Source organism: Mesorhizobium sp. M0016 (assembly GCF_040324035.1).
GTDB lineage: Bacteria > Pseudomonadota > Alphaproteobacteria > Rhizobiales > Rhizobiaceae > Mesorhizobium.
This window is the reverse complement of sequence record NZ_JAMYVM010000001.1, coordinates 435482-449118: the sequence shown is the minus strand read 5'-3', so window position 1 is coordinate 449118 and position 13637 is coordinate 435482. Positions and strand designations below refer to the sequence as shown.

At 62.7% G+C, this 13637-nt stretch carries 10 protein-coding genes; 1 reads left to right on the top strand and 9 read right to left on the bottom strand.

The window, feature by feature from the left end; all coding sequences use genetic code 11:
* Nucleotides 1-107: 107 nt before the first annotated feature.
* The 9 genes from NKJ88_RS02170 to NKJ88_RS02130 form a co-directional block, all read right to left on the bottom strand.
* Complete coding sequence (locus NKJ88_RS02170) at nt 108-2135, bottom strand: 5'-nucleotidase C-terminal domain-containing protein (RefSeq protein ID WP_352443484.1); 2028 nt, start codon at nt 2133-2135, stop codon at nt 108-110.
* 197 nt (nt 2136-2332) lie between these two features.
* Nucleotides 2333-2710 carry an Omp10 family outer membrane lipoprotein gene (locus NKJ88_RS02165; protein WP_023671949.1) on the bottom strand — a complete coding sequence of 126 codons (378 nt, stop codon included), beginning with the start codon at nt 2708-2710 and terminating at the stop codon, nt 2333-2335.
* Nucleotides 2711-2898: 188 nt separating this feature from the next.
* On the bottom strand, nt 2899-4344 hold the full coding sequence (locus tag NKJ88_RS02160) for a homospermidine synthase (protein WP_352443483.1): 1446 nt from the start codon (nt 4342-4344) through the stop codon (nt 2899-2901).
* Between the two features lie 127 nt (nt 4345-4471).
* Complete coding sequence (locus tag NKJ88_RS02155) at nt 4472-5710, bottom strand: hypothetical protein (protein WP_023671947.1); 1239 nt, start codon at nt 5708-5710, stop codon at nt 4472-4474.
* Between the two features lie 2 nt (nt 5711-5712).
* The gene (locus tag NKJ88_RS02150) at nt 5713-6636 is read right to left on the bottom strand and encodes a heme-dependent oxidative N-demethylase family protein (RefSeq protein ID WP_023671946.1); all 924 of its coding nucleotides are present in this window, start codon (nt 6634-6636) and stop codon (nt 5713-5715) included.
* Nucleotides 6637-6688: 52 nt separating this feature from the next.
* Nucleotides 6689-7351 (bottom strand): aminotransferase class IV family protein, encoded by a 663-nt coding sequence (locus NKJ88_RS02145; RefSeq protein ID WP_352443482.1) that lies wholly within the window; start codon nt 7349-7351, stop codon nt 6689-6691.
* Nucleotides 7300-8445, bottom strand: coding sequence for an aminodeoxychorismate synthase component I (locus NKJ88_RS02140; RefSeq protein WP_023671944.1), 1146 nt, complete (start codon nt 8443-8445; stop codon nt 7300-7302). The genes NKJ88_RS02145 and NKJ88_RS02140 overlap by 52 nt, the downstream gene beginning before the upstream one ends.
* Before the next feature lie 163 nt (nt 8446-8608).
* The gene (locus tag NKJ88_RS02135; protein WP_023671943.1) at nt 8609-9325 is read right to left on the bottom strand and encodes a helix-hairpin-helix domain-containing protein; all 717 of its coding nucleotides are present in this window, start codon (nt 9323-9325) and stop codon (nt 8609-8611) included.
* Between the two features lie 412 nt (nt 9326-9737).
* A complete protein-coding gene (locus NKJ88_RS02130; protein ID WP_023671941.1) occupies nt 9738-11576 on the bottom strand; it encodes a M3 family oligoendopeptidase in 1839 nt (612 codons plus the stop codon).
* 145 nt (nt 11577-11721) lie between these two features.
* On the opposite strand from NKJ88_RS02130, the gene NKJ88_RS02125 reads away from it, so the two are divergent.
* The gene (locus tag NKJ88_RS02125) at nt 11722-13260 is read left to right on the top strand and encodes a sigma-54-dependent transcriptional regulator (RefSeq protein ID WP_023825450.1); all 1539 of its coding nucleotides are present in this window, start codon (nt 11722-11724) and stop codon (nt 13258-13260) included.
* Nucleotides 13261-13637 lie beyond the last annotated feature (377 nt).

Below are 13637 nucleotides of genomic sequence, written 5' to 3'. Positions count from 1 at the left end.
ATGCGGCGCGAGTTTTCAATGCCGCGTCTGGCCGCACCTTACCCTGAAAGCCAAAAACCCGTCCGGTTACCCGGACGGGTTTTGCTGGTCGCAAGTGCGAAGCGAGGTTACTTCGCCGGAATGGTCAAGGTCGCGCCGACAGGAAGCCGGCGTGGTTCGTAGCCTTTGTTGGCCTCAGAGATCACCTTCCACTTGGCGCCGTCGCCGTAGGCCTTCTTGGCGAGATCCCAATAGGTATCGCCGGCGACGATGACATGGCTGGCTTCGGCCGGGGCGGCGTCAGCCGGCTTTGCCGGAGCAGGTGCGGCTTCGGCCGGTTTTGCCGGTTCGGCCGGAGCCGGCGTTGCCGGGGCGGTTTCCGCCGGGACAGTCGGCGGCGTGGTGGTGATGTCGCCGGAGCCTGCCGGCAATGCGGGCATCGCCGGCTCCGCCGGTGCAGCCTCGGCCGGTTTTGCCGGTTCCTCTGGAGCAGGTGCCGGTTCGGCTGGTTTTGCCGGCTCGGCGGCCGGGGCAGCCGCTACGGTTGCCGCGACCTCGGTGATGCGGCCGTCGAGCTTCGGCGTATAGGGCCGGTGCGCCGCGAGATAGTCGGCAACCACCTGTTCGAGGCCGGGGCCGTAATCATAGGCGTTCTTGGCCTTCTCGGCGAAGACCTTGTAGCCGTCGCCGCCCTGGCGGACGTAATTGTTGGTGGCGACCAGATAGTCCTTGTCCGGATTGATCGGCGCCCAGGCACCGTTCTGCATCACCTCGACCGACTTGACTCGGCCGGCATTGGGCGCGACCGACTTGTCGAAGGAGTATTTGAGACCTGCCACCTGCGGGAAGCGGCCGCCGCCGTCCTCGACCTGGCTGACGCCGTTTTCCAGCCCGGCAACCAGATCCTTGCCGGAAATCTGGAAGGTCGCCAGCGTGTTCTGGAACGGCAGCACGGTCAGCACCTCGCCCATGGTGACGGTGCCCTTGTCGATCGAAGCACGCAGGCCGCCGCCATTCGAGACGACGATCTCGACGCCCTGTCCCTTGACGCGGTCGAGGATGGCGTCGGAGACGAGGTTGCCCATCGCGCATTCCTTGGTGCGGCAGCTTTCGCGGCTGCCGTCGATGGCCTCGGTGGTCTCGGCCACTTCCTTGTTCTTCAGCGCCTCGATCGGCGCGCCAAGCTCCTTGATGCGGGCAAGAACGGCCGGATCGGGAGTGATCGACTTGTCGAGGAAGATCGGGTCGCCGCTGGCTTCCTTGACGTTGCCATTGTCGTCGAACACGACCTTGAATTCGCCGAGATATTTCGAATAGGACGCGGCCTGCACCACAGGCACCTTGGAGCCGTCGGGGTTGTCGACCATCGTCGGGTAGGGGCCTTCAGCCTTCGGGTCGGTGTTGGACAGAAGCGAATGGCTGTGGCCGCCGACCACCACATCGATGCCCGGGACCTTGGCGATGACATCGCGCTCGCGCCTGTAGCCGATATGGGTGACGGCAATGATCTTGTTGACGCCTTGCGCCTTCAGCTTCTCGACCTCGGCGGTGATCGACTTGACGTCGTCCTCGATGGTAATGTTGGGGCCGGGAGAGGCGAGTTCCGGCGTGTCGTTGGTCACGGCGCCGACAATGCCGATCTTCTGGCCGCCGACCTCAAGCACAATCGACGGCTTGATCTTGCCTGCGGCGCCGGACTTGTCGTTGGGCACGACATTGGCGCTGACGATCGGGAACTTCGCCTTGTCGAGATAAGGCACCAGCGCGCTCTCGCCATCGTCGAATTCGTGGTTGCCGAGCGTCACCGCGTCGGGCTTGATCTGATTGAGGAATTCCTCCTCCGCCGTGCCCTTGTAGGTGATGTAGAACAGCGATCCCTGAAAGCTGTCGCCGGCATTGAGCAGCAGCACGTTCTGGCCTTCGAGCTTCTTGCGCTCCTGTGCGATCGCGGTGACCAGCCGGCCGGCGCCGCCGATGCACTCACCCTTGGTCTCTTCCTCGGCCGAGCAGGTCGACTCGTATTTGTTGTTGCCTTCGATGCGGCTGTGCCAATCGTTGAAATGCAGGATGTTCAACGTGTAGTCGGCAAAGGATGGTGCGGCCGACAGGCCGAGTGTCGAGGCAGAGAGGGCGGCAATGGCGGCGAGCTTCTTCATCTTCGTCTCCCGGATATGATCAAAGGCGTTTAACGCTCTTGCCCGACTGCAGGATAACAGCCAGCATTTCGGGTATGTTCACATCGCGGTTGTGGCGATGCAAGAAGAATCAGGGCGGATAACCGGCATCGGTTTGCCGGCATAAAAGAGGCGGCGGCATCGCGGCGCCGCCATCCGCAAAGCCGCATGGGAAAGGTTCAGCCGCGCCTGGTCAGCACGAAGTTCTGCCCGGCGGAGCTGGTGCAATTCAGCTGGTTTATGGACACCAGCAGGCAGTTGAAAGCGATTGGCTGCTGCCGGATCAGCGAGGTTCCGTTGATCTCGACCGAGGTGGCGCCGGTCTTGGTGTAGCTGCCGTCAGCGAATTTCTCACCGGTCTCCGCCGAAACGGTGGTGAAGACGCCGCCGTTCAATGTCGAGACCGCCTTGCCTTCGGCGTTCAGCCATGAGCCTTCGACGCCTCGCGCCTGCGATGAGATCGGTGGCCCGTCGGAGCCGCCGGTGGTGCAGGCGGCAAGCATCGTCGCAAGAACGCCCGCCGCTCCCGCAGAAAGAATTTTGCGCGCAATCGTCATATCAAATCCTCTCCTGACGCATCGGCCCAATCGTCAAACGACGTTTTGGGGAACACGATGTGCGTGGCCTCAAGTTTCCAGAGCCGTCCCTCGTGCGTCCAAATGGATGCACACTGCTCTCGTCCGCATCCCTTCAATCGCCCGATTTCCGGGCGATTGCAAGGCAGTGAGGCAGGGGTATGGAACCGCTATCGAACGAGGATGTTGCGGAATTGCCACGGGTCGCTTTTGTCGAGGTCCTCGGGAAACAGGCCCGGACGGTTATCGAGCGGCGTCCAGTCGGTGTAGTAGCCCTTGACCGGTCCGAGATACCGGGACTGCACTTCCAGGCAGCGCTTGTAGTCCATCTCGTCGGCCTCGACGATGCCGGCTTCGGGGTTTTCCAGCGCCCAGACCATGCCGGCGAGCACGGCCGAGGTGACCTGCATGCCGGTAGCGTTCTGGTAGGGCGCCAGCTTGCGGGCTTCGGCCAGCGACAGCTGCGAACCGTACCAGTAGGCGTTCTTGGCATGGCCGTAGAGCAGCACGCCAAGCTCGTCCACGCCGTCGACCAGCTCGTTTTCGTCAAGCACATGGTGGACCGGCTGCGGCTTGCCGGCAGCGCCGAACATTTCGTGGAGTGACAGCACGGCGTCGTTGCAGGGGTGATAGGCATAGTGGCAGGTCGGGCGGTATTGCACCTTGCCCTTCTTCGACCGCACGGTGAAGAAGTCGGCGATCGAGATCGCCTCATTGTGCGTCACCAGGAAACCGTATTGCGCGCCCGGCGTCGGGCACCAAGAGCGCACGCGGGTGTTGGCGCCGGGCTGTTCGAGATAGATCGCAGCCTTGGAGCCATGCTTGTGCTCCTTGCCGTTCTTCGGCATCCATCTCTCATGCGTGCCCCAGCCGAGCTCGGCCGGCTGCAGCCCTTCCGAGATGAAACCTTCGACCGACCAGGTGTTCCAGAACACGTTCATCGGCTTCGGCTTCTTGGTGCGCTGGGTGTCGCGCTCGGCGATGTGGATGCCCTTGACGCCGGCCTTCTTCATCAGCTTCGCCCAGCCGTCACGGTCGTCCTGCGCGGGTTCGGAAAACTCGAGGCCGAGGTCGCCGGCAAGGTTCAGCAGCGCCTGCTTGACGAACCACGAGACCATGCCCGGATTGGCGCCACAGGTCGAAACCGCGGTAGCGCCGCCGGGCTTGTCGTGCTTCTCCTTGATCAAGGCTTCGCGCAGCGCGTAGTTGGTGCGGCTGGCATTGCCGGCCTTGGCGTCGAAATAGAAGCCGAGCCACGGCTCGACGACGGTGTCGATGTAGAGCACGCCGAGCTTGCGGCAGAGCCGCATCAGGTCGACCGAGCCGGTATCGACCGACAGATTGATGCAAAAGCCCTGGCCGCCACCATTGGTCAAAAGCGGCGTCAGCAGTTTCTTGTAGTTCTTCTCGGTCACGTGCTCCTGCACGAAGGCGATGCCGCGCTCGTCGAGCAGCTTGCGGTCGGTGTCGAGCGGGTCGATGACCGTCATGCGAGACTTGTCGAATTTGAAATGGCGCTCGATCAGAGGCAGCGTTCCCCGTCCGATCGAACCAAAGCCGATCATCACGACAGGGCCGGTGATTTCACCGTAAACGGGCCAGTTTTCATTCGCCATTTTATCGAGCACTCCTTCAAGCAACGCGCCAAAACGGCCGTTCGACCGCCGCGCGACAAACCATAGATCATTGTCACAATAAAGCGAAAAGCAGGGATAAGGTTAGTTCCCGACGGCGCAGATGCGCCTACGGTTCGAGCAGTTTCGCGAATTCCGGTGTGAACAGCGCTTGTGCTTCGGAGACCGGCATTTCAACGAGATCGTCGCCGCAAGCCTGGATGACGTTGGGCAAACCTTGCAGCCCGAAGACCAGAACCTGCCTGTCGCCATCGCGCTTCAGGCTGGCGCCGAGATAGTCGCTGATCAAATCGTCGATGCCGCATTCGGCCTCGTAATCCACCTCGGTCTGGTCGCTTGGCTTCTTGCGGTTTTCCCTGACGAAGGCGGCCAGCGAGGGGCCTGGCTTGCCGTCGCCCGTATCGGAAAACATGTCCTGAAGGGTAAGCAAGGCGCCACGGCGCACGTCCATGACATAGGCGTCGGAATAGTTGTTCGGATGCGCACCGCCGCAATAGAGGCTGCCGGATTCCGACCAGCTCATCAGCTTCGGCGTCAATGACGTAACTTTGGACGTCGTGTCTTCATAGCCGCCAAGCGAATCGTCGTCCATGCCCTCCATCGGCGGCCCGTCGTGGAAACCGGCATATTGCAGCGCCGCGCACGTCAAGGCGCTGAGGCTGTCATGCCAATGGCGGTTCTGCAGCAAGGCATTGGCGGCTTCGATCGGCGCACTGCCGGCGAGATCGACGATGCGCGGCCTGGCGAATTTGGTGCGCGGATCGGTGACATAGTTGTAGGCTGCATCCGGCCAACCTTCCTTGGCGTCTGCCTTGGGCGCGAAATCCAGCTTGAGATAGTCGTAGGGCGATGCCGCCATGGTGATCGGCGCATCGTCGCCCGAGAATGTCATGTCGGTGAAATCATAGAGATCGCGTGGCGTCGTCGCCGGCGTCTCCGTCTGGGCACGGCTGGCGATCCTTGTCAGCTTCAGCGGCAGGGTCTTTTTGGCCGTCCAGGTGCCTTCCAGCGTCTTGCCCTTGTCGGCGGAACTCAACCGCCAGACGGCGCCGATGGGTGGAGCCTGGCCGTCGCCGCACTTCTTGGCATCGCAGGCTTCTTCCTCGGCCAATTGAAAGGTGGCGCCCTTGCTCGACTTCGCCTGCAGAGGAATATCGACGCCCTTGGAACGGTAGAAATAGCGCGCCGCCAGTGCCTCTCCAGCCGTCGCCGGATCACCGGTAAACTCGACGACGATGTCGATGTTGCCGAGCTTCCCCGCATAGGTCACCGGTTCCGCATGCGCTGTTGCCGGCAACGCCAGGAATGCACCGAGCAGGACGGCTAGCTTCAGAACATGTCGGACCATCGTCACTCCTGAGCCATGGTTTGCAGGCGTTGCACCAGCCGGTCACGGTCTGATGTCATCCCCTTGTAGTCGAGTTGAGCCTCATCCAGCGCCTGCAATTGCGCCGCGAAAGAGGCGGCAAGCGTTGCCCGGTCGGGATGCCGCGCCAGCACTTTCAACGGGTCGAGATGGATGCGGATGGTGAACAGGATGTCGCGCGAGACGGACAGTTTGCGCAGCGTCTGGCGCTCGACGCGGATGAAGGCGTGGGCGTTTACGTCGCCGTCGGGAAATCGCGAGGGGCGCCTGGTGGCACGGTCGATGCGCTCGACATTGGAGAGCGGATGATAGAGCGCGTCGTCGGCCTGGATCGACCAGTTGAAGCGTTCGACAGCCTGACCCTGCAGGCCGTCGAACATGCGGTTGATGAGCTCGGCCGGCCTGGTGCCCGGACCGAAGCCCGGCACCGGTGCGTGGATCTGCTGCAGCGGCCGGCCGAATTTCTCGACCAGCGACCAGGATGACGGGAAACACAGCGAGCCGGCGGCGAGCCGCCAGCCGGTGTCGTCACGGCGCATCAGGATCAGGTCTTCCTGGACGAGCAGCGACGCTGCGACCAGCGGGGCATCGGGGAAGGTGGCGTCAGAGTCGGCTTTGGCGCCAATGACCTCAACCCCGGCATTGGTGCGCCGGTACATCCCGGGAAATCTCGACAGCAGATGTGCTTCGAGGAGGCCGCGCACTTCGCGCTGGGCGTCGCGCGTGCCGTCTTCCTCGACAAACACCTTGTCGGGAATTTCGGCATACAGCCGGCGCTTTTCGGCGAGATGGTCGAAGAGATACCGGTCGACCTCGATCCACTTGTCGAGTTCGAGCGGCTTCAGCCCGATGGTGAAGAGCTTTGAGGAGCCATCATAGGGCGTGTGCGTGGGCTGACGAGAATTCATGCTTCGCTAGAAAGTGTCCAATGCCGGCGGTTATTCTCGCAGCCGCTTCGTATCAGGCCAATGTTGCCGGGATCAAGCCGCGCAGAGAATTGCCGACGAACAGTGTTTTGGCGGATTTCAACTCGTCATAGCTGTAGATCGCCTCTTGGGCGCGGCCTTCGTCCAGCAGCTCGGCGCGCAATACGCCAGGCAGCAGGCCGCAGTCGAGCCTGGGTGTCATCAGCATGCCATCACCGAAATCGGCGAAGACGTTGGTGATGGTGCCTTCGCAGATTTCGCTGCGCTCATTTGCGAGCAACACTTCGTCGGCCTGGGTGATCAGATATTCGGAGCGGGCGTGGGTGTAGATCTGTCGCCGGCTGGTCTTGTGGCGCAGCAGCGCGTCCGAGGAAGAGAGCCGCACCCGCGCCAGTCGCAGCCGCCAGACCTTGTCGGCGGCGAACGGCTCATAGGGCTGGACCGAGGCGGTCACTTCGCCATTGCGCTGCAGGGCGAGCCGGGTGCGCAGCGTCGTCTGCTGCGCCCCGATAGTATTCGCCAGCACCTCGCCGATCGGCTGCGGATCGCAGGCAAAGCCGAGTTCTTCCGCCGAGCCGTAAAGGCGCGCGAGATGGCGTTCGAAGCGCAGAAAGCCCTGGCCGGGCTCCCAGCGCATCGTCTCGATCAGCTCGAAATCGGCGGTGTCCCCGTCGCGAAGCGCGCCTTCAGCAGACACTCCTGATACTCCTCTTGCGCCGTCGAATCGAAGACGACGCCGCCGCCGACATTGTAAACGGCCTCGCCACTGGAAAAGAGCGATATGGTGCGGATCGCCACCGAAAAGCGCATCATGCCGCCAGGCGCGATCCAGCCGATGGCGCCGCAATAGACGTCGCGCGGTGTCTCTTCCAGCTCGTGCAGGATTTCCATGGCGCGGATTTTCGGTGCGCCGGTAATCGAGCCACAGGGAAACAGCGCGCCAAAGATTTGGCGGATGCCGAGATCAGGCAGAAGCTTCGCCCGCACACGGCTCACCATCTGATGGACGGTCGGGTAGCTCTCGATGCGGAACAGTTCCGGCACTTCCAGCGTGCCGATCTCGCTGATCAGGGAGATGTCGTTGCGCAGGAGATCGACGATCATCCGGTTCTCGGCCTGGTTCTTTTCGTCGCTGCGCAAGAAGGACTTCAACCGCGCGTCCTCGGCCTTGGTCGCGCCGCGCGGTGCGGTGCCCTTCATCGGATGGGTTTCGATCATGCCTAAGGCATTGATCTCGAAGAACAGCTCGGGCGAACGCGATAAGATGATGGGATCGCCGAGCGAAATCAGTGCGCCATACTTGACCGGCTGGCGTCCTGTCAGTGCGTCGAAGGCAGCAACCGGATCGCCCGACCATTGGGCACGGACCGGAAAGGTCAGGTTGCCTTGGTAGCAGTCGCCCTTGCGGATGTGGTCGTGAAGGCGCGCGAAGCGTTTGGCGTAGTCCTGAGCGGACCAACTGGCCCTGGCGTCGAAGATGGGGCCATTGGTGGCCGGCGCATCGTTGCGCGGCACGGCCTCTTCGGCCGGAGCATTGAAGACACCCAGACAAACCAATGGCGCGCGCCGGCCTTCAGGCAGCAGCGGCACGAGTTTCGGTTCGAGCAGATAGCCCGCTTCGTAGGAGAAATAGCCGGCCAGCCATTTGCCGGCATCGCTCGCCGCCTGCGCAGCCGCCAGCGCCGGCAGAAAATCCTTGGCATCATAGGCAATGATGATGTCGGCCGGGTGGTCGAAGACCAACTGACGGCCGCTTTCATCGTTGCGGAAAATGGCAGAGGGCAGGGGCATGGGGCTCGGGTACTGCGGTCGATGACGCCAGAACCGCTCTATATGGGGGCCGGGCGGCGTGCAATCGAGGGAGCGGCGTCGCAGGGCGCAAAGACAGTGGCGAATGCAAAAACAAAGACGGCGCCCGAGAGCGCCGCCTTCTGCTTATGTTGCCGATGACAGATCAGCTGTTGTTGGCGGTCCCGGCGCTCGGGAATTGGCGTGCGAACTCCTTTTCGTCGCCGGCGGCAAGCAGCTTGGCCTGCTCGACCCACTTTTCGCGAGCGATGCGGCCGTCGAAATTCAGCGTGTCCTCGATGCGCTTGACGTCGGCCGCGGTCCAGCCGGCGATCTGCGCGTAGGTCGTGACGCCAAGGCCCTTGAGCAGTTTGTCGTTGACCGGGCCGATACCGATCAGGCGACGCAGATTGTCGGCCTTTCCAGCTGCCGGGGCGGCCTTCTTCGGGACGGCGGCGGGCTTTGAAGCCGCGGCTTTGGGCGCGGCCTTGGCGGCGGCAGGTTTGCTGGCCGCTGGTTTTGCGGCCGCGGATTTGGCCGCAGCTGGTTTGGCCGCGGCGGGTTTGGCGGGGGTCGGTTTCGCGGCCGGGGCGGACTTGGCCGTTGCCGCTGTCGATACCAGGGCGGCCGGCGCCGAACTTGAAGGCTTGGCGGATGGAGCTGATGTTTCACGCAGCCGCCGTTCGAGATCGGCGCGGGTCTTGCCGCAGGCGTCGAGTTCGCCAGTCAGGCGATCGGCGTCGGCGCGCAGTCTGTCACGCTCGCTGCGGGTGCGGTCGAGATCGCCGCGCAGGCTGTCGAGTTCGCCGCGCAGCCGGCCCCAGATAAACCAGCCAACCAACACACCTACAAGGAACGCCAGGACAATGTAAAAGAAGGTCATCGTCTCTCTCCAGTCGGATCCGTCCGCCGCCGTCCCAAGTCATGACCTTGGCAGATCGGATCATCCAATGTGGTTCGGCGGCTCAGGGAACAGCCGGTCTGTCGTCGAGTGTCGGCGTTCGGCTTTCCGCCCATTGCCAACCGTCGCTGTCGCATTCGTCAGACCGCTGCCATGGGCCGGGATACTGTCCGGCCTTAAGCCGCGCGCCCGGCTGAGCTTCAGTCGGAAAGCTATCATACGGTTTCGGGAAAGCTAACGGAATTTTCGCCGGAGAGTTATTCAAGAACAGATATTTAGAACAAGAACAGAGCTGCCGTCACATGCATTCCGGCTAAACTGTTCTGCGATTCTGCAAAGTCGAGGCCGCTGCTGAACCTGCCACTCTGCGCCATCGGTCCAATGGGTGCGCGCATTAACTGTCGAGCGCTTCCAACTCGTCGATCAGGCCGCCGATCACGCCAAGCCCGATCTGCCAGAAGGCGGGGTCGGTGGCGTCGAGGCCGAAGGGCGCGAGAAGCTCCGAGTGATGCTTGGTGCCGCCGGCGCGCAACATCTCGAAATACTTATCCTGGAAGCCATGCTCAGCGTTCTGGTAGACCGCGTAGAGCGAGTTCACCAGGCAGTCGCCAAAGGCATAGGCGTAGACGTAGAAGGGGGAGTGGACGAAGTGCGGGATGTAGGTCCAGAAGACCTCATAGCCCTCGCGCAGCTTGATCGCCGGCCCCAGGCTTTCGGCCTGCACCTCGAGCCAGAACTGGCCGAGCTTGTCGGAGGTCAGTTCGCCGTTCTTGCGCTCTGCATGCACCTTGCGTTCGAACTCGTAGAAGGCGATCTGGCGCACGACCGTGTTGATCATGTCCTCGACCTTCTGGGCGAGCATCGCCTTGCGCTGGCGCTTGTCGGTGGTCTGGTCGAGCAGCGAACGGAAGGTCAGCATCTCGCCGAACACCGAGGCCGTCTCGGCCAAAGTCAGCGGCGTCGAAGCCATCAGCGCGCCCTGGCCGCCGGCCAGCACCTGATGCACGCCGTGGCCGAGTTCATGCGCCAGCGTCATCACATCGCGCGGCTTGCCCATGTAGTTGAGCAGCACGTAAGGGTGCGCCGAAGGCACGGTCGGATGGGCGAAGGCGCCGGGCGACTTGCCGGGCCTGACCGGCGCGTCGATCCAGTTGCGGTCGAAGAAGGTGCGGGCGATCTCCGCCATGTCGGGGGAAAAGCGCTGATAGGCCGATAGCACAGTGTTCCTGGCATCATCCCAAGGAATCACCGCTTGCGGCGTTTCGGGCAAGGGCGCGTTGCGGTCCCAGTGGTTCATCACCTCCATGCCCAGCCAGCGCGCCTTCATCGCGTAGTAGCGATGAGACAGGCGCGGATAGGCCTCGCGCACGGCCGATGCCAGCGCGTCGACCACGCTGCGCTCGACACGGTTGGCGAGATGGCGTGAGTCGGCGATGTCCTCGAAGCCGCGCCAGCGGTCGGAAATCTCCTTGTCCTTGGCCAGCGTGTTGGTGATCAGCGTGAAGGTGCGCAGGCTCTTGCGGAAGGTTGTGGCCAGCGCTTCGGAGGCGCGGCGGCGGACCTCCCCATCGGCGTCCTGCAGGCGGTTCAGCGCCGGCTCCAGCGTCAGTTCCTCGCCGTCTATGTCGAAACGCAGATCGGTCATCGTCTCGTCGAACAGCCGGTTCCAGGCACCGCGCCCGGTGATCGACTTCTCATGGAACAGCTGCTCGACCCGATCCTCGAGCTGGTAGGGCTTGTCCATTCTGAGGTCGAGCACCCAGGGCCGGTAATGGGCAAAGCCGGCGTCGGCGGCGAGGGCGGATTCGAGCGCCTTGTCATCGATCAGGTTCAGTTCCAGCGCGAAGAACAGAAGATGCGCGCTGGCGTCGGTCATCTTTTCCTGGATGTCGCCATAGAGCTTTGCGCGCTGCGGATCGGCGGTGTTGCCGGCATAGATCAGGCCGGCATAGGAGACGATGCGGCCGATCAGTTCCTCCAGCGCCTCATAGGCTGTCAGCGCCTCGCCAAGCCTGCCGGCGCTTCCGCGCCCGGCCTCCGCAGCCAGTGTGCCCTTCCAGCGGTTCTCGAAGGCGACGGCGTCGGCCGCCGCCTTGGCAAGGTCACGCTTCAGTTCGGGCGCCTCCATGCCGGAATAAAGATCGGCGAGATTCCATTCCGGCAGGTCGCCAAGTTCCGCCGCGCCCTGACCGGACGCTACCGCCGCAAGCTGCCGACCGAGAATCCTGCTCATCAACAATTACCTTCTGGAATCAAGGGGAAAGGACAAGCCGGTCAAATCCTAAGGAATTCGTTCACCGGGTTTTTTGAAACCTTGTTTAGAACCCTGTGCCAAGATGATCCATGGGAATTTCCCAGGCGGGCAACTCAAATCAGTCATGACAGGTTCCATTCTTATAGTCGATGACGATCCCGTGCAGCGCCGGCTGCTCGAAGCGGCGGTGACGAAATTCGGCCACAGCGCCATCGTTGCCGATGGCGGCGAGGCCGGTCTGAGCGCGCTTGACGGACCCAATGCGAGGGATATTTCGGCAGTCATCCTCGACCTTGTCATGCCGGGCCTCGACGGCATCGGCGTGCTGAAGGCGATGCGCGAGCGCGGCATCACTGTTCCCGTCATTGTGCAGACTGCGCAGGGCGGCATAGAAACGGTGGTCTCGGCGATGCGCCACGGCGCCTTCGATTTTGTCGTCAAGCCGGCGTCTCCCGACCGGCTGCAGACCGCGATCGGCAACGCGCTCAAGGTCGAGGCGGTCGAGGACGAGGTCAAGCGCACGTCGCGGCGTCGGGGCGGCCACCTGACATTCAAGGACATGATCACGCATAGCCCGGCGATGGACCGGGTGATCCGCCTCGGCCAGAAGGCTGCGGCCTCCAACATCCCGATCCTGATCGAGGGCGAATCGGGCGTCGGCAAGGAATTGGTGGCGCGCGCCATCCAGGGCAGCGGCGAACGCCGCACAAAACCGTTCGTCACCGTCAATTGCGGCGCCATCCCCGACAATCTGGTCGAATCGATCCTGTTCGGTCACGAAAAAGGTTCGTTCACCGGCGCCACCGAAAAGCATACCGGCAAGTTCGTCGAGGCGCATTCGGGCACGCTGTTCCTGGACGAGATCGGCGACCTGCCGCTCGACGTGCAGGTCAAGCTGTTGCGCGCCGTGCAGGATGGCGAGGTCGATCCGGTCGGCGGCCGTTCCACCGTCAGGGTCGACATCAGGCTGATCTCGGCCACGCACCGCAACCTTCTGCAGCAGGTCAAGGACGGCAAGTTTCGCGAGGACCTGTTCTACCGGCTCAACGTTTACCCGATCGTCGTGCCGCCGCTGCGCGACCGCCGCGACGACATCCCCTATCTGGTCAAGCATTTCATGGACAAGGTGGCGCCGGCGGGCAATCGCCTGCACGGCATCTCGGATGCCGCACTGGCCATGCTGCAGGCCTATGATTGGCCGGGAAACATCAGGCAGCTGGAAAACGCCGTGTTCAGGGCCTCGGTGCTTGCCGAAGGCGATGTGCTCACGACTGACGAATTTCCGCAGATCCGGGCGCAGGTCGACGGCACCGTCAATCTCGACGCCGATGCGTCCTTGTCGGACCCCGGCATGGCCTTGAGCACCGGATCGCAAGGCGATGGCGCGCAGACTGACGACGCCGGTACTGCAGCTGCCGAGCCCGCCCCTCCGGCGAGGCTGCTTCAGCGTTTCGGCACGCTGCGGGCGCTGGACGAGCGTGGCAATGTGCGTGCGCTGGCCGATGTCGAACTCGAAATGATCAAGCTCGCCATCGACCATTATAACGGCCAGATGAGCGAGGTCGCGCGGCGTCTCGGCATCGGCCGCTCGACGCTCTACCGCAAGCTCAAGGAATACGGCATCGACCCGGAAACCGGCCGCCTCGACCGCCTTGCCTCCTGAACGCCGAATTCCACAGCTTGCCAACGCAAGGCCGGGACCAGCTTGCCATGCCACATCCGGCGCTGCATAAGGGTTGGGGCGGGAATATGACTGATGCGGACAGCGTTGTTCACGCATTAAGGCCAGCGGTAACAGATCGTGTAGCGGGAAAAGGCTGAATCTTGATCTAAACCAGCAGTTTACCAAGAAATCCTGTGTATTATTTTTGACGGGATATCGCCACGGTGTTACCGCATTTCGGCTTCAATAAGCGATGATTAACCATTAGGATCGATATTCGGATGTAAGAACCACGCATCCGTTTGGACAAATCCGGGGACAAACGGCAGCCTGCAAGGCCTTTTGATTTGAACAAAGTCGAACGACACAGAAACGGG

Coding starts and splice junctions, on each gene's coding strand:
- NKJ88_RS02135 (WP_023671943.1), bottom strand. CDS start 9,325: ATGACCTTCTTTTACATTGTCCTGGCGTTCCTTGTAGGTGTGTTGGTT.
- NKJ88_RS02155 (WP_023671947.1), bottom strand. CDS start 5,710: ATGGTCCGACATGTTCTGAAGCTAGCCGTCCTGCTCGGTGCATTCCTG.
- NKJ88_RS02130 (WP_023671941.1), bottom strand. CDS start 11,576: ATGAGCAGGATTCTCGGTCGGCAGCTTGCGGCGGTAGCGTCCGGTCAG.
- NKJ88_RS02150 (WP_023671946.1), bottom strand. CDS start 6,636: ATGAATTCTCGTCAGCCCACGCACACGCCCTATGATGGCTCCTCAAAG.
- NKJ88_RS02160 (WP_352443483.1), bottom strand. CDS start 4,344: ATGGCGAATGAAAACTGGCCCGTTTACGGTGAAATCACCGGCCCTGTC.
- NKJ88_RS02170 (WP_352443484.1), bottom strand. CDS start 2,135: ATGAAGAAGCTCGCCGCCATTGCCGCCCTCTCTGCCTCGACACTCGGC.
- NKJ88_RS02140 (WP_023671944.1), bottom strand. CDS start 8,445: ATGCCCCTGCCCTCTGCCATTTTCCGCAACGATGAAAGCGGCCGTCAG.
- NKJ88_RS02165 (WP_023671949.1), bottom strand. CDS start 2,710: ATGACGATTGCGCGCAAAATTCTTTCTGCGGGAGCGGCGGGCGTTCTT.
- NKJ88_RS02125 (WP_023825450.1), top strand. CDS start 11,722: ATGACAGGTTCCATTCTTATAGTCGATGACGATCCCGTGCAGCGCCGG.